Here is a 14,835-nt window from a genome sequence, read left to right as displayed (position 1 = left end):
CCGGATCTCTCAGCCGAGCCCGGTGAGCGCCGCCGGCGCCCATCCCGGCCAGCGCACCGCACCCACCGGCACCCCGCCGGCGAACCGCGCCACCACCACCGGGGTCCCGGACGCCGTGTCGTACACCGACGCCTGATCGGCGCGGCCGATCGCTTCGGCCACCAGCGGCCACAACCGCCGATAACGCGCCCGGATCTTGTCCTCGGGCACCGCATGCCCACCGGAGGCCACCCGGTGCTGTACACGCAGCACCGACATCGCCTCGGGCACCAGCATCACGTGCAGCACCACCGTGAACCCCACCTCGTGCGCGCGGTCGATCAACTCCAGCTTCGACGGATGCGAGAACACCGTCTCCGCAATGAACGACCGGCCCTGCCGCAGCAACCGGTCCCGCGCCGCCGCGGCGAGCTGCGCCGCCTCGTACGACATCTCCTCCGCCCGGTCGGGCCAGCGCTGCCGCGCGATCACATCCGCATTGACGAACACGCTGCGCGGCAGCAGGGGAGCGAGGGACAACTCGACGAACGTCGACTTGCCGGAACCGTTGGGACCGACGATCAGATCCAGACGCCTCATGCGTCGTCGAGCACCCGGCGACTACCGTCGGGACGCTGCTCGACCAGCCGGCCTTCGTCGTCGAGCACCACCGTGGTGACCCCACGCGCGGCGAGAATCTCGGCGTAGTCGGTGCGGGCCAGCCCGTCCGCCAGGCGCGCATCGATCTCCGCGTCGAACAGCCGTCCCTCGGCGGCGGTGAGCTCGCTCAGCTCCCGTGTCCCGGCCAGCGCCTCGTGCACCCGGTGCAGGGAGGCGGTCTCGTGGGCGGTCATCGCGCGGCCGATGCGGGCCCAGTACTCGAGTTGCTGGCGTCCGGTGCGGTTCTGGCGGCCGCCCTCGGCGATGGCGCTGTCGACGAGTTCGGCGTCGAAGCGGGTGACCTTGTCGGTGGATGACGTCATGACGGCCTCCTGATGTTGCAGTCTGCTACAAGCGTAGCTGTCTGCAACACGCCACGCACCCCCGAATCCTCCCGCCACCACCCGGTTCGTGACCTCCCGCTACGCACCGCCACCCGGATCGACACCCGATCGAACCCGAGCCGTCGCCGCGGAACCGGCCACGCGACCTACCGTGAGCGAGTACTCCCATCGCCAGGAGGTGCGTGATGACCACGGAGATGCACGAACCCGACCAAGCACGACTCGAGCAGACCCTCGGACAACTCGTCGTCGACATGGGTGCGGCCATGAACGGCGCACTGGTGCTCATCGGCGCCGAACTCGGACTGTGGCGCGCGCTCGACGAAGCCGGCCCGGTCAGCAGCGAACAACTCGCCGACCGCACCGGCATCCGCGAACGCTATCTGCGCGAATGGCTCTCCGCCGAGACCGCCAGCGGCTATCTCACCTACGATCCCGACGCCGGAACGTTCAGTCTGGCACCGGAACACGCCATGGCCCTCGCCCGCGAGGACAGCCCCGTCTACCTGGCCGGCGGCTTCCACCTGATCGGCTCCGTGTACAAGGACCGCGGCCGCATCGCCGAACGCATCCGCAACGGCGAAGGTTTCGGCTGGCACGAACACGATCCCGAACTGTTCGTCGGCACCGAACAGTTCTTCCGCCCCGGCTACCGCGCCAACCTCGTCGACGTGTGGCTGCCCGCCCTCGACGGGGTCGTCGACACACTGCGCGCCGGCGCCACCGTCGCGGACATCGGCTGCGGCCACGGTGTCTCCACGACCCTGCTCGCGCAGGCGTTCCCGCAGTCCACCATCCGCGGCTTCGACTACCACGACGCGTCCATCGCGCGGGCGACGGAACTGGCCGCGGAGGAGGGCGTCGACAACGCCACCTTCACCGTCGCCTCGGCGACCGACTTCCCCGGATCCGACTACGACCTGATCTGCTACTTCGACTGCCTGCACGACATGGGCGATCCCGTCGGCGCACTGCGGTACGCGCGCGGCGCGCTCGCCGACGACGGCGCGGTGATGCTCGTCGAACCGTTCGCCCGCGACAGCCTGCCCGAGAACCTCAACCCGGTCGGCCGGATGTACTACGCCGCATCGACGGTGCTGTGCACCCCGTCGTCCCTCGACCAGCCGGTCGCGCTCGGGCTCGGCGCGCAGGCCGGGGAGCGACGGCTCGCCGATGTCGCGGCCGAAGCCGGATTCGGCACCTTCCGCCGCGCCACCGAAACACCCTTCAACCTCGTCCTCGAAGCACGCCCCTGAAACAGTCTCCGGGAAACCGGATCGGACTCATCGGCGACTACGGCGGCGCCGATAGGCGACGATCGGAGGATGGACCGCGTCACCCGACTCTCGCTCGCCCTGGACCGTCAGGACGGGCGGTGCCTGTGGTGTGGACGGGAGTTCGGGCGGCTGATCACCCCGACCACCGATCATCTGGTGCCGCGCCTGAAGGGCGGGCCGAGCATCACCGCCAACGAGGTCGCCGCGTGCCGACGCTGCAACGCCGACCGCGGACACATCGCGCCGGTCGAATGGCTCGACCGGTGCCGGCAGCGCGAGGGCTGGTCACCCGACGAGGAGCTGCTGTCACGACTGCTCGAGGAGCTCGCCGACGAACTCGTCCGGGTCGGTGGTCATCGCCGTGCCCGGGATTATCTGTCCGCGCAGTTGCGGCGGTTGCGGCGAGCGTCATAATGCACGGGAGGCGAGATTAATACGTCACTGTGACGTTTCTGGGTTTATCGTCCGAGGCAGAGGAGGGGAGTCCACACCCTCGACCCCGACGGCCACCGCGGACGCGACAGGCGAGCAGATCCCGCTCGCCGCCAGGAGCGTCCGCCGTCCACCCGAGTTCCTCGCACACCGCCGCAACGAAATACGCACCGACGACCGCCACGAGGGAGACCGAGATGCCGGAGGGACCGGTACCGGCGACCACGATGGATGCGACCAGCACCAGCGCAGCTGATACAAACAGTGCGACGATCAGCCACAGCGCGCGCGGCAGCGTGCACATGCGCCGCCGGGCCGACTCGCGCCCGCCGCCGGCGGCGAGGGCCGCAAGTGCCGGGCAGACGAACATCAACGCACTGACCGGCAGACGCGCACCGGTGATGTCGAACTCACCGTCGGTGAGTGCACCCCAGAGATAGAACGGGACGGTGTTGATCGCGAAGACCACCCAGGAACGCAGGAGCCGTGGTTGCGTCACGGTCGACCTTCCCGGATCGCGTTGTCACTGCCGCGCCGATGATATCGACGCAGATAGGTGTCCACAGCGGGACCCGCTAGACCACGTGAAAACGTCACTGTGACGTTTTCACGACGGCTGGGCGGACAGGCAGGGGGCGAGGGCGGCGGGCCCGGAAGGTCGTATCGGGCGTCCGAGGCGGCGAACCGACACCAGGCGGCGGACCGGGCCGGGCACGGACCAGTCCGGGCACGGCGAATGCGCGGCAAGCTCGAGCGCCGGGAGCGCGTCGTGCGGCGCGGTTCGCACGTCGCACGAGGCGGAGGGAACAACGCGCGCCGGACGGCACGTCGCACGACGCGATGCAGTGCGTGCGACGACGGCTCGAATCTGCGGATCAGGGACGTCACTCGGCGGCATCGGGATTATCAGCGCCGAACCCCAGGTCACCGCCCATATCCAAATTACCGATAATCTACATTATGTTAACTAAAAATCTGCGTATTGCATCAGATGAATCGCCCCTCGCATTTCCAGCTCCTCCTTCGCGTCCGGCACCGATCCCTGCCCCGACCTGCGAAGTCACCCACTCTCGGGCGCTGCCACCACTGCTTTCCGGCCCGGGCACTGGGCCTCAATGAGGCCGAAAGACGATCTTTGGCACGTCGTTGACCTGCAGGGGTTCCCGTGAAGGCTCATCGGTTGTATCATTGATTCATCAGATGAGACGTCGTGGTTTGGGGTTTAGCGATGCGACTGGATGGCTCCGGACGGGTCCATATGGCGCCGTCGCTGCCGGTGCTTCGGCCCGCCGAGCAGGTGCTCCGGCTGATGCTGGAGGGCTGGCGCAACCAGCAGCTATCCCGAAATCTGCAGTTCAACACGATCGAACAGCGACTGCGCCTGGTGCAGCGGTTCGTCGACCACGTCAATGCGGAGCCGTGGCACTGGACCCCGGCGATGGTCGAGGAATTCTCCGCCGATCTCCGTACGGTCAAACACGTCGCCCACTCCACTCTTCGCGGCTACCACTGCGCACTGCGGGCGTTCACCAGCTACATCGCCAATCCGGATTACGGCTGGGATCGGGTGTGCGAGCAGCACTTCGGCACCCATCCGGCGCAGGTGTTCTTCGACTGGAACACCGCACCACACGTGCAGGCCTACGACGGGCGGGCCACAAAGCGGCCCTACACTCGCGAGGAACTCGATGCACTGTTTGAGCACGCCGACAACGAAGTCGCACGCGCTGGCGCCTCCGGGCGGAAAGGCTGGCAGCCCGCCTACCGGGACGCGGTCATGATGAAGATCGCCTACGGCTACGGTCTGCGATTCAACGAGTTGCGCCACCTGCAAACCGTCGACTTCGCCCGCAATCCCCACGCCCGCGAATTCGGGGCCTTCGGCCTCTGCAAGGTCCGCTACGGAAAATCCCGACGCGCCTCTCCCTTTCGGCCCCGCAGCGTGTTGACCGTATGGCGCTGGACTCCAAGCATCCTCGAAGACTGGCTGGCCAATGGCCGCGGCGCCCCCGACGGCCTCGAGCTGTTCTGTAGTGAACGTGGCGGACTCGTCGTGGAATCGACCTTGCTGCGTCGGCTACGCCGGTACTGCGACGAACTCGGATTCTCCGATGGTCTCGATATCCATTCCTTCCGTCGCTCGTACGCCACTCACCTGCTGGAAGCGGGATGGGATCCCCGGTTCGTCCAGGACCAGATGGGCCACGAGTACGCCTCGACCACCGGGATCTACCAGTTCACCTCCGATGAGTTCCGGCGCTCCACCCTCCGCGCCGCGCTCGACCGCACGATGAATCAAGCACTGTCACCCGACGATCGGAGCGGACCATCATGAAGCGCACCGTCGACTACCGCTGGCGTCTGGCCGAGCTCATGGCCGCACGCGGCATGCACAACACCACCGAACTGATCCCGCACCTGGCCGAACGCGACATCACCCTGTCCCGGCCGCAGGTCTACCGACTGGTTACCCAGCGCCCCGAACGCATCTCCCTGCAGGTCGTAGCCGCCCTGTGCGACATCTTCAACTGCGGACCCGACGACCTGCTCACCGTCACCGCTGCTGATGCACGCGCCCGCAAAACCGGCACCACCCCGGCAGCGAATGTCGTCGACCTCGACCGGTCCGTCCGCCCACGCCGCGCCAACATCCTCGACGAATAGCCCCGCCCGCGAGGAGGACGACCAATGAACCCGACCCCTGACGGCCTGTCGCCTCGTTCCACCCGCCGCGGCCGACCACGCGCCACCAGTACCCGAGATGACCCCTGTGCCCGGTGTGGCCGCAACATCCCCCGCCTGGCAGCGCGTTGGCCAGAGGGGCGACTGTGCTTCACCTGCTACAACACCGCGATCCACACCCACGGCACCTGCCCGAACTGCCGACAGGACCGGCTCCTGCCCGGCCCTCCAGGCGCCGACGGCGAACCGGTCTGCGGCACCTGCGCCGGCATCGACGTCGACTTCCACTGCCAGCGCTGCGGCGCCGAAGCAGGCCATCACCGCGGCAACCTCTGTGTCCGCTGCGTCCTGCGCGAGGACCTTCACGCCCTGCTCGGCAGTGCCCCCAGCGATCCCACACTGGCCGGTCTCGTCGACGCCCTGTGCGCCGCCGACCGACCCGAATCGATCATCACCTGGAAACGCTCACCCAAAGTGAAAACCCTGCTCACCGGACTCGGCGACGGCTCAATCCCCTGCACCCACGACGGATTCGACGCCGTCGGCGGCAAACCGGCCGAACACGTTCGTGCACTGCTACAGCACCACGACCTCCTACCCACACGGGATCCCTACTTGCCGCGGTTCGAACAGTGGATCGCCACGAAGCTCGACGGCCTGCCCGACGAGGTCCGCCAGCCCGTCCATCACTTCGCGACCTGGCATCACCTGCGCCGCATCCGAGCCAAAGCCGCCGACGGGACGCCCACCCGGGCACCGATCCATTCGGCGAAGCAAGAGATCACCGAGACCATCAAGTTCCTGAGCTGGCTGCACACCACCTATGGGCGCACTGCCGCAACCTGCACCCAGCCCGACATCGACGAGTGGCTCGCCACCGGACCCAGTACCCGACAACTGATCCGGACCTTCTTCGTCGTCGCCGCACGCACCCGCCTCAACACCACCGTCACCGTTGGGCACCGTGCCGCCCGCAGCAGCCCGTCGTTGACTCAAGACCAGCGGATCGCGTGGATCCACGAACTCCTCACCGGCAACAGCGAGACACTGCCCTACCGCGTCGCCGGCACACTCCTGCTCCTCTACGCCCGTCCGATCACCAGAATCGTCACCCTGCAAGTCTCCGACGTCACCGACCAGGCAGACGGGATGACCATCGCACTCGGCCTACGCCCCACCGACGTGCCCGAACCCTTCGCCGGCCTCCTGCGCACCCACCTGGCCACTCGCCCGAACCTGCGCACCGGCGCCGGCGGTGACAACCCCTGGCTACTGCCCGGCACGCTCGCCGGACGACACCTCCACCCCACCACCGTCGCAAACCGACTCCGCGGCCTGGGCATCAACCTGCGCGGAGCACGCAACCGAGCCCTGGCCGAGCTCGTCGTCGAATGCCCGCCCTCACTCGTGGCCGACGCCCTCGGCTACAGCCACCAAGTCGCCTTCCGCCACGCCAGCAAAACAGCCGAACCCTGGGCCCGCTACGTCGGCCGATCCCTCCCCCGCCCAACGGATACCCCGTAGCGTCGCGCAATCGTCCGCCGTGGAGACACTCGGGTCCACAGCATCCGAAAACAGGCAACGTTACGCGTTTCCGCTGTTTCCCGAATGGGGTCCGGACGAACGCTGGAGTCGCCGTCGACGAGCAAAATCCGGCCGACGAGCTGGGTGGTACCAAACCACATGGAGCACTAGCTGAGGCTGACGGGAAGACTCCTGATCCCGGCGCTTGACCTTGAAGTGCACTCCAAGGTCTACCGTGAGGTCATGACAAGCCAGGCAATGACGAGCTACATGCGGATCGGAGAGCTCGCCAACGTCGTCGGCCTCAGCCCGGACACGATCCGCTACTACGAGAGAGTTGACTTACTACCGCCCCCAGCCCGCACCCCGTCGGGCTATCGGATCTACAGCACGCAAGCGGTGGATCGTCTGCGCTTCATCCAGGGGGCACAGCGGCTAGGCCTCAAGCTCGACGACATCCGTGACCTCCTCTCCGTCAGAGACACAGGAGCCTGTCCGTGTGAACCGGCAGGAGACCTACTCACCCGCCGGTTGACCGAACTCGATGCAGAAATTAAACGTCTGAAAACTCTGCGAACCGAGATGACGACCATGCTCACAGCCTTGCCTGCCGAGAATTGCCCACCCCCGACCCCAGGAACTTGGCTTGAAACAAAGAAGGAGGTGAACTGAGATGCACGACTGCTGCGAAGACCCGATGTGCCCGCCAGAACTCTGCGGCTGCGGCTGCTAACCAGCAAGGAGGGGGCTCCGGCCCCCTCCTTGCTCCTCGCCCTGGGTCGCGGGTCGGCTGAGCAATCTGCGGACTGGTTCCGATTGAGGATCCCCTAACGCGATACCGCCAACCCGGCACGCAAACCGTACCGGCCGCACGTTGTGATCCGGCCTCCCCCTGCGGGAGAACCCGCTCGGAACAACGGCCAGGGACGGCCCCTGCCTGCCGACTCGAATACGCATGAATCTAATACGCAGACCTTCCACCTGAGTGGAACCGGACCTCCTCCGGACAGGTGCGGCAGGGCGTCCGAGGCGTTCGGAGATCCCTGGTTCGCCCCGGATCGATGCGATGGGCCCCACCGCCTCTGGCTCGAGTCCGGCTCACCTCCGGACTGCGACCGGCCTGCCGGCGCCCGTGCCGGATCGAGCCGCCGATCCGCTCGACGCGCGTTCGGCTGCTCATGCATCGGGTGCCATGCCGCAGCGACGCGCACACTGCACCGACCCACGGTTCACCGATGCGGCGTTGCGGCAGCACCGTGTGGTCGTCTCGCGTGCGCGTTGCGCGCCGCAGATCGCGCGGACGATGCGCATGTTGGTGGCGCGGGATCATCCCGTCCCCCGGGGTGCTGCGACCACCGATCGCCCCTTCTCGCCTCTTCCACATTTGATGGATAATCACCGTTATCCATGAATCGTGTTGGCTGCCAACGAATTTCACGCACACAGAGGTGAACGGTTCCATTGTGCCCCGCGCATGTCCCCTGCACAGCCGATCCGGTCCCGATCTCCTCGAACCTCGAGGGCGAGCCCGATCTCCGCACCGCATCCCACCGACACCAGCGCATGCCTTCCACCCCACTATGTGCCTGGGTCGGCACGATTCAGGGCCCCTTCTCCCCTGTCCGCCCGTCTCGTCAGCCGTGATGACGCCGGTACGCGGCCACCGCTCCCGGATGCAGCGGGACATCGGCCGTGACGATCAGCGACTGCCGGTCGAGGAACTGACTGCCGGTGGCCTGGGCCGGCACGAGTTCGGAGGCATGGTCGACGAGCAGATCCACCAGTGCGGCGGCGGCCTCGTTCGACACCGATGCCCCGGCGAGCAGCAGGTTGCCCAACCCGATAGTGGCGACGGCGTCCGGCTGCCCGTAGGTGCCGGGCTGGATGAGCACCGGTTCGTATCGCGGACCGAATCGGGCCCGCAGCGGTTCGAGGAGCACGGACAGATTGATCAGCCGCAACGGCACGCCCAGGTTCGCGAACGACGGGGTAGGAACACCACCCGCCCACAGCACCGCGTCGATCTCGCCGTCCACCAGCGCGCGACCGGCGTCGGCCATCGACAGGTGCACCCGGGTGACGGCTCCCGGCTCGGCGAGCCCGGCGACGGCGAGGATGCGTTCGCCGGTGAATTCGGCACCCGATCCGGGAGCGCCGAGGCTGATCCGTGCGCCCCGCAACTGGGCGATCTTCCGGATCGGTGAGTCCGCACGCACGGCCAACTGCATGTAGTTCTCGTAGACCCGTCCGATCGCCGTGAACCGCGCGCCCTCGTCGTGGGCACGCACCGCGACATCGGTGAGGGTCAACGCCAGCTCCGCATTCCCCGCCGTCAGCGCGGCGAGATTGGTGACCGACCCCGGGGTGCGTTCCGGCACTATCGCGATGGGCAGGCCCGCCCGGTCGGCGGCGGCCGCGGTGAGTTCGGCGAACTCCCAGAAGAACCCACCCTCCTCCCCTGCCGCCAGGATCAGTTCCTCACGCTCTCCGGTGCGCGTGCAGCCGGCGGCGGCTCCGCCCACCGCCAGCAGCGCGACGGACCGCAGGAGATCGCGGCGGGTGATCATGATGCCTCCGCGCGGGAGTCGGCGGGCAGGGTCAGGGTGACGGCCAGTCCGTGCGGGTCGGCGGCGGCGAGGTCGAGGGTGCCGCCGCCGCTGTCGACGAGCGCGACCGCGATGGACAGCCCGAGGCCGGTGCCGGGCCCGTCGGCTCCGGACCCGCGGAAGAACCGGGAGGTGAGGGCGCCGAGCTCATCGGGTGCGACTCCGGCGCCGTCGTCCTCGACGCGGATCCGGATGGTCCCGCCGTGGTGCCGGGTGGTGATGCGGACCCCGGTGGCCGCGCGGGCGTACTTGCTCGCGTTGCTGAGCAGCACATCGAGCACCTGGGCGAGATGGTCGGCGGAGAAACAGGCGTGCAGGCGCTGCCCGGTCGGTTCGTCCACGGTGACGGTCATGCCGGCCTCGGCCAGGGCCTCGGACCAGGCGTCCACGCGGTCGGCGACGACGGCACCGACATCGCACCCGTCGTGCCCTTCGGTGCCCGCTGTGTCGGTAGGTGATTCGGCGGTGGCGAGGGCGAGCAGGCCGTCGAGGATGCCGCCGAGCCGGTCGACTTCGACGGCCGTGCGCCGATAGGTCTCCGCACCGGCGGCGGCGACGTGCGGTTCGAGGGAGTCGAGCCGGATGTGCAGGGCGGCGAGCGGGTTCCGGAGTTGGTGCGCGGTGTCGGCGATGAGTTGCTTCTGGGCGCGGGTGGACGTGCGGACGGCCTCGGACATGGTGTCGAAGGCCTGCGTGAGTTCCCGGACCTCCGGTGGGCCGTGATACCGGACCGAGACGGTGGTGTCCCCGGTCCGGGAGCGTGGATGCAACGCCGGGACACTGTCGGTGAGCGCCGCGACCCGCGCGGTGAGCGCGGTGAGCGGACGGACCGTCCACCGCGACAGTGCGGTCGCGAGGATCGTGACGAGCACGAGCGCCGCCGCTGCGCCGGTGACGATGAGCAGCCACGAGGTGCGGACGTCGCGGCGGGCGGCGTCGGTGGACACGTCGACGACGACGGCTCCTTCGACCTGGGCGCCGGTACCCACCGGCACGGCGAGCAGTACCCGGTGCGGGGACCACGGGGTCAGCGGACCGCCGATGCCCTGTTTCTGATTGCGTAGACCGGCGGTGATCGCCTCCGGCACACCGGGGTCGGTCGGGGTCAGGCCCGCGCTCGCGCGGGGTGCGCCGCGGGCGTCGACGATCAGCACGCCTTCGTCGTAGAGCCGGTGGTAGCGGGTGACCTCCTCGTCGAGCAGGGCGGTGCTGCCGGGGGCGCGCATCTGGACGGCGAGGGTGGCGAAGTGGTGGGCGTCGGCTTCCCGGTTCGCGCCCAGGACGGCGGTGCGGCCGGCGCTGGTGGCGAGGGCGAGCGGTACGGCGAAGGCGACGACGGCGACGGACGCGAAGACGAGCAGCACCGCCAGGACGCGTCGCTGCATGTCAGCCGCCCCACCGGTAGCCGTAGCCGCGGATGGTGGAGATGAGTCCGGGGCGGGCGAGTTTGGCGCGCAGCCCGGTCATGTGCACGTCGAGCGACCGGGAGATCGCCACATACGCGTCGCCCCACACGGCGTCCATGAGTTGTTGGCGGCTGACCGCGGCGCCGGGTCGGGCGACGAGGACGGCGAGCAGGTCGAATTCCTTCGGGGTGAGGGTGACCGGTTCGCCGCCCACCTCCACTTCGCGGGCATCGAGGTCGACGACGACGTCGCCGGCGCGGACGACGCGGGAGGACTCGGACAGCGCGCGGCGCCGTTGGGTGACGACGTCCACGCGGGCGAGCAGTTCGGCCAGGCGGGCCGGTTTGACGAGGTAGTCGTCGGCGCCGCCGCGCAGGCCGCGTACCACCGAGCGTTCGTCGCCGCGCGCGGTGAGGATCACGACGGGGACGTCGTTGACGGCCCGCAGTTGCCGGAGCACCTGCAGGCCGTCGGCGTCGGGCAGGCCGAGGTCGAGGATGACGACGTCGAGGTCGCGGTGTCCGAGGAGCAGGTCGGCGCCGCGCCGCATGCGGATCGGCCGGTGGCCGTGGGAGGTGAGGGCTTCGACGAGGGCGTCGCCGACTCCGTCGTCGTCCTCGACCACCGCGATCTGCACGTGGGTCCCTTTCGGTCAGTGTCGCGAGGTGGCCAGGTCGGCGTGCTCGTCGGGGGTGTCGGTGTGGGTGCTCGTGCGGTCGGTGCTCGTGCGGTCCAGGGGTGAGCCGTCGGAGGTCTCCCGCATGAAGAAGTACACGACGAGCGAGACGGCGATGCAGCCGGTCACGTAGTAGAAGAATAGCGATTCGTGGCCGGCGCGCTTGAGCGCGAGTGCGACGGTTTCGACGGTGCCGCCGAAGATCGCCAGGGTCAGCGCGTAGGGCAGGCCGACGCCGAGCGCGCGGACCTTGGTGGGGAACAGTTCGGTCTTCACGATGGCGTTGACCGAGGTGTAGCCGGTGACGACGGTCAGGCCGAGCATCATCAACCCGAACGCGATCAGCGGGTTCGTGGTGCTGCCGAGGATCGTCATCAGCGGGACGGTGAGCACGGTGCCGCCGACCCCGAAGAAGATGAGCAGTTTGCGGCGGCCGATGCGGTCCGACAGGGCCCCGCCGATGGGTTGCAGGACGATGAACACCAGCAGGGCGGCGAAGTTGATCCAGGCGACGGTGTCCTTGGAGATGCCGGAGGTGTTGATCATGTATTTCTGCATGTAGGTGGTGTAGGTGTAGAACGCCACGCAACCGCCGAGGGTCAGCGCGCACACCAGTAGGCATTCGCGGGGGTACTGCAGCAGCATCCGGATGCCGCCCTGCTCGGGCGTGCTCTCCGGCCGGTCGGTGGCGCTCTTGGCCGCGACTTCCTCGGTGAACGCTTCGGATTCGTCCATGGTGCGGCGCAGCCACATCACGGCGACGGCGGCGACGGCGCCGATGACGAACGGGATGCGCCAGCCCCAGGCCTGCATGGCCTCGGCGGAGAGGGTGAGCTGCAGGACGATCTGGACGCCGAGGGCGATGAGCTGTCCGGCGACGAGGGTGACGTACTGGAAGCTCGAGTAGAACCCGCGGCGTCCGGGTGAGGCGACTTCGGCGAGATAGGTGGCGCTGGTGGCGTATTCACCACCGACGGACAGTCCCTGCATCATGCGGGCGAGGACGAGAAGAAGGGGTGCGGCGAGTCCGATGGTCGCGTAGGCCGGGGTGACGGCGATGATGAGGGAGCCGACGGCCATGACGGTGACCGACAGGGTCAGCGCCGAGCGCCGTCCGCGCCGGTCGGCGTAGCGGCCCATGATCCAGCCGCCGATCGGTCGCATGAGGAATCCCACGGCGAAGATGGCTGCGGTGGACAGCAGTTGGGCGGTGGGGTCGCCTTCGGGGAAGAATTCTTTCGCGAAGTAGACGCTGAACGCGGCGTAGACGTACCAGTCGTACCACTCGATCAGGTTGCCGACCGAGCCTTTCAACACGTTGCCGATGACTCGGCGTTCGCCCGTCGAGGTGGTGCTCACCGGGGACTCCTTTCGCTGCGTGGATCTGTGCGCTCCCCACAGTGGTTCGGGTCACAGTGGTTGCGGAAGGGTCTGTGGCGGTTCCTAACACTCCCTTAGGAATGTGGTCGGGACGGGTGGGATCGGCGTGGCGCGCGGGGTGCCGCTCCCCCGTTGTGCCGGTCGGAGGTTCTACGGTGGTCGGCGTGACGATCCCCGCATCGAGTTATCTGTTCCAGGCCCGGACGTTCGTGAGCGGTTCGCGTAAGTGGCGGTTCGAGGCGGCGTTGGCGACGGCGCGGGTCTGCGAGCGGTTCGAGCGGCCGTACCCGAAGTCGGTGCGGACGTGGGCGCACACCGCGTACGACATGTTGCGGATGGATGCGCCGGAGGTCGCTGCCGAGTTCGGGCCGCCGTCGTTCTGACCGGGGATGCTCGGCTCGGCCCGGGTGCCCGGTGTCTTCGGTGGCCGGTACTGTGCAGCACAACTCGATCACGATGTCTGCGGGGCGAGGAGGGGGCCGATGAACCCTGCGATATGGCTGACACCCGGGCAGTTGGCGGACCGTTCCGGGGTGGCGGTCTCGGCGCTGCACTACTACGAGTCGCGTGGTCTGATCACCAGTCGCCGCACCTCGGGCAATCAGCGGCGTTATCGTCGCGACACGCTGCGCAAGGTGGCGTTCATCAAGGTCGCGCAGGGTGTGGGGGTGTCCCTGGAGGAGATCAAGGAGGCGTTCGATTCGTTGCCGGACAGTCGTGTGCCGACGACGGAGGACTGGGCGCGGCTGTCGCGGGCGTGGCACGACCGGCTGACCCGCCGCATCGAGGATCTCACCGCGTTGCGCGACAGTTTCACCGATTGCATCGGCTGCGGTTGTCTGAGTTTGGCGTCGTGTCCGCTCGCGAATCCCGGTGACGTGCTCGGGCAGCAGGGTCCGGGTCCGCGTCGGCTACCGGTGCACGACGACGATGCGCCGGTGGAGTCGGCGCCGCGCGCGGAGTCGTCCGGCTGAGGTCGGGCGGTCAGGTGCGCGCGGCTTCGATCTGCTGCACGAACCTGGCGGTGGCGTCGGCGACGTCGCGGGGATGGGAACGCGGCGACCAGTGCCCGGCGTCGAGTGGGTGGATGCGCAGGTCGGTGACCCAGCGGGAGGTGTCCTCGTAGCCCACGGGGCGTACCGCGCGGTCGCGCAGGTTCTGGATCAGCTGAACCGGGACGTCGGTGCGCCGCTCGCGGGGTCGGGCGAGACGCGTGCGGATGTTCGCCCGGTACAGGGACAGTCCGTGCACCATGTCGTCGGCGAGGGTGGGGGCGACCGGTGCGATCGCGGTGGGATCGGTGCGGTCGAAGAACCCGACGAAGGCCGGCCAGTGGCGGGCGAGCGGGCCGCGCAGCACCGGATTCGGCAGACCGGGGATCTGGAAGGCGAGGGTGTAGGCGGAGGCGAGGGCCTGTTCGGCGGGGCCGAGTGGGCGTTTCTGTCGGAGACGACGGCGCATCCACAGGCCGAGATGGTCGAGGTTGGGGCCGGAGATCGAGGTGTAGGAGGCGATGCGCTCGCCGGCGTCGGGTTCGCACACCGCTTCCCAGCACAGCACCGCGCCCCAGTCGTGGCCGAGCAGGTGGACCGGTTCGTTCGGGGCGAAGGCGTCGATGACGGCGTGCAGGTCGGCGGCGAGGTGCTCGAGCCGGTAGTGCGCCACCGCGCGGGGCACGGTGGAGGCGCCGGCGCCGCGGTTGTCGTAGCGCAGGATGCGGAAGTCGTCGGCGAGCAGGGGTGCGACGCGGTCCCACAGGGCGTGGGTGTCGGGCCAGCCGTGGACGAGGACGAGCGTCGGGCCGTGCGGGTTGCCTTCTTCGACGACGTGGAGTCGGACGGGTCCGTTGGGGACGGTGTGGGTGGTCAT

At 68.5% G+C, this 14,835-nt stretch carries 16 protein-coding genes; 8 read left to right on the top strand and 8 right to left on the bottom strand.

Going from position 1 to position 14,835, the window contains the following annotated elements:
• Positions 1 to 9: 9 nt before the first annotated feature.
• Together M3330_RS22505 and M3330_RS22500 are read right to left on the bottom strand one after the other, a co-directional pair.
• Entirely contained in the window at positions 10 to 579 is a 570-nt protein-coding gene (locus tag M3330_RS22505) for a zeta toxin family protein (RefSeq protein ID WP_019289576.1), read from the bottom strand.
• Positions 576 to 962 carry a hypothetical protein gene (locus tag M3330_RS22500; protein ID WP_039585981.1) on the bottom strand — a complete coding sequence of 129 codons (387 nt, stop codon included), beginning with the start codon at positions 960 to 962 and terminating at the stop codon, positions 576 to 578. Before M3330_RS22500 ends, M3330_RS22505 begins: the two co-directional genes overlap by 4 nt.
• A 206-nt stretch (positions 963 to 1,168) precedes the next feature.
• Between M3330_RS22500 and M3330_RS22495 the strand changes: the two genes are divergently transcribed.
• Positions 1,169 to 2,239: a methyltransferase domain-containing protein gene (locus M3330_RS22495; protein WP_006552788.1), complete on the top strand. Its 1,071-nt coding sequence runs from the start codon at positions 1,169 to 1,171 to the stop codon at positions 2,237 to 2,239.
• 69 nt (positions 2,240 to 2,308) lie between these two features.
• Positions 2,309 to 2,674 (top strand): HNH endonuclease, encoded by a 366-nt coding sequence (locus tag M3330_RS22490; RefSeq protein ID WP_024101068.1) that lies wholly within the window; start codon positions 2,309 to 2,311, stop codon positions 2,672 to 2,674.
• Between the two features lie 16 nt (positions 2,675 to 2,690).
• On the opposite strand, the gene M3330_RS22485 is transcribed toward M3330_RS22490, so the two are convergent.
• On the bottom strand, positions 2,691 to 3,191 hold the full coding sequence (locus tag M3330_RS22485; RefSeq protein ID WP_200358073.1) for a hypothetical protein: 501 nt from the start codon (positions 3,189 to 3,191) through the stop codon (positions 2,691 to 2,693).
• Positions 3,192 to 3,920: 729 nt separating this feature from the next.
• Between M3330_RS22485 and M3330_RS22480 the strand changes: the two genes are divergently transcribed.
• The 4 genes from M3330_RS22480 (at position 3,921) to M3330_RS22465 (ending at position 7,570) form a co-directional block, all read left to right on the top strand.
• Positions 3,921 to 5,027: a tyrosine-type recombinase/integrase gene (locus tag M3330_RS22480; protein ID WP_031264746.1), complete on the top strand. Its 1,107-nt coding sequence runs from the start codon at positions 3,921 to 3,923 to the stop codon at positions 5,025 to 5,027.
• Positions 5,024 to 5,356: a helix-turn-helix transcriptional regulator gene (locus tag M3330_RS22475; protein ID WP_255026407.1), complete on the top strand. Its 333-nt coding sequence runs from the start codon at positions 5,024 to 5,026 to the stop codon at positions 5,354 to 5,356. Before M3330_RS22480 ends, M3330_RS22475 begins: the two co-directional genes overlap by 4 nt.
• Positions 5,357 to 5,380: 24 nt before the next feature.
• On the top strand, positions 5,381 to 6,898 hold the full coding sequence (locus tag M3330_RS22470) for a recombinase XerD (protein WP_083961625.1): 1,518 nt from the start codon (positions 5,381 to 5,383) through the stop codon (positions 6,896 to 6,898).
• A 243-nt stretch (positions 6,899 to 7,141) separates the two neighbouring features.
• Positions 7,142 to 7,570, top strand: coding sequence for a heavy metal-responsive transcriptional regulator (locus tag M3330_RS22465; RefSeq protein WP_198150781.1), 429 nt, complete (start codon positions 7,142 to 7,144; stop codon positions 7,568 to 7,570).
• 962 nt (positions 7,571 to 8,532) lie between these two features.
• Here M3330_RS22465 and M3330_RS22460 read toward each other — a convergent pair.
• The 4 genes from M3330_RS22460 to M3330_RS22445 are packed head-to-tail and all read right to left on the bottom strand — an operon-like array spanning position 8,533 to position 12,945.
• Positions 8,533 to 9,465, bottom strand: a complete 933-nt coding sequence (locus M3330_RS22460; RefSeq protein WP_219129124.1) for a TAXI family TRAP transporter solute-binding subunit — start codon at positions 9,463 to 9,465, stop codon at positions 8,533 to 8,535.
• On the bottom strand, positions 9,462 to 10,889 hold the full coding sequence (locus M3330_RS22455; RefSeq protein ID WP_255026405.1) for a HAMP domain-containing sensor histidine kinase: 1,428 nt from the start codon (positions 10,887 to 10,889) through the stop codon (positions 9,462 to 9,464). The genes M3330_RS22460 and M3330_RS22455 overlap by 4 nt, the downstream gene beginning before the upstream one ends.
• Position 10,890: 1 nt before the next feature.
• Positions 10,891 to 11,547 (bottom strand): response regulator transcription factor, encoded by a 657-nt coding sequence (locus M3330_RS22450; protein WP_193902060.1) that lies wholly within the window; start codon positions 11,545 to 11,547, stop codon positions 10,891 to 10,893.
• A 15-nt stretch (positions 11,548 to 11,562) separates the two neighbouring features.
• Positions 11,563 to 12,945 (bottom strand): MFS transporter, encoded by a 1,383-nt coding sequence (locus M3330_RS22445; protein WP_138843350.1) that lies wholly within the window; start codon positions 12,943 to 12,945, stop codon positions 11,563 to 11,565.
• Between the two features lie 185 nt (positions 12,946 to 13,130).
• On the opposite strand from M3330_RS22445, the gene M3330_RS22440 reads away from it, so the two are divergent.
• Positions 13,131 to 13,349, top strand: a complete 219-nt coding sequence (locus M3330_RS22440) for a hypothetical protein (protein ID WP_226949839.1) — start codon at positions 13,131 to 13,133, stop codon at positions 13,347 to 13,349.
• Positions 13,350 to 13,448: 99 nt separating this feature from the next.
• Complete coding sequence (gene soxR / locus M3330_RS22435) at positions 13,449 to 13,940, top strand: redox-sensitive transcriptional activator SoxR (RefSeq protein WP_193902062.1); 492 nt, start codon at positions 13,449 to 13,451, stop codon at positions 13,938 to 13,940.
• Between the two features lie 10 nt (positions 13,941 to 13,950).
• Here the strand turns inward: soxR and M3330_RS22430 are convergent, their stop codons facing one another.
• Positions 13,951 to 14,835, bottom strand: a complete 885-nt coding sequence (locus M3330_RS22430) for an alpha/beta fold hydrolase (RefSeq protein ID WP_255026404.1) — start codon at positions 14,833 to 14,835, stop codon at positions 13,951 to 13,953.

The organism is Rhodococcus sp. GA1 (assembly GCF_024321955.1).
Taxonomy (GTDB): Bacteria; Actinomycetota; Actinomycetes; order Mycobacteriales; family Mycobacteriaceae; genus Rhodococcus; species Rhodococcus pyridinivorans.
This window is presented reverse-complemented; position numbering and strand designations above follow the sequence as displayed.

Bases quoted from the DNA above. Each gene is read 5' to 3' on its own strand.
- M3330_RS22490 (WP_024101068.1), top strand. From the start codon at position 2,309: ATGGACCGCGTCACCCGACTCTCGCTCGCCCTGGACCGTCAGGACGGG.
- M3330_RS22500 (WP_039585981.1), bottom strand. From the start codon at position 962: ATGACGTCATCCACCGACAAGGTCACCCGCTTCGACGCCGAACTCGTC.
- M3330_RS22455 (WP_255026405.1), bottom strand. From the start codon at position 10,889: ATGCAGCGACGCGTCCTGGCGGTGCTGCTCGTCTTCGCGTCCGTCGCC.
- M3330_RS22475 (WP_255026407.1), top strand. From the start codon at position 5,024: ATGAAGCGCACCGTCGACTACCGCTGGCGTCTGGCCGAGCTCATGGCC.
- M3330_RS22470 (WP_083961625.1), top strand. From the start codon at position 5,381: ATGAACCCGACCCCTGACGGCCTGTCGCCTCGTTCCACCCGCCGCGGC.
- soxR (WP_193902062.1), top strand. From the start codon at position 13,449: ATGAACCCTGCGATATGGCTGACACCCGGGCAGTTGGCGGACCGTTCC.
- M3330_RS22465 (WP_198150781.1), top strand. From the start codon at position 7,142: ATGACAAGCCAGGCAATGACGAGCTACATGCGGATCGGAGAGCTCGCC.
- M3330_RS22430 (WP_255026404.1), bottom strand. From the start codon at position 14,835: ATGACCACCCACACCGTCCCCAACGGACCCGTCCGACTCCACGTCGTC.
- M3330_RS22480 (WP_031264746.1), top strand. From the start codon at position 3,921: ATGCGACTGGATGGCTCCGGACGGGTCCATATGGCGCCGTCGCTGCCG.
- M3330_RS22505 (WP_019289576.1), bottom strand. From the start codon at position 579: ATGAGGCGTCTGGATCTGATCGTCGGTCCCAACGGTTCCGGCAAGTCG.
- M3330_RS22495 (WP_006552788.1), top strand. From the start codon at position 1,169: ATGACCACGGAGATGCACGAACCCGACCAAGCACGACTCGAGCAGACC.
- M3330_RS22460 (WP_219129124.1), bottom strand. From the start codon at position 9,465: ATGATCACCCGCCGCGATCTCCTGCGGTCCGTCGCGCTGCTGGCGGTG.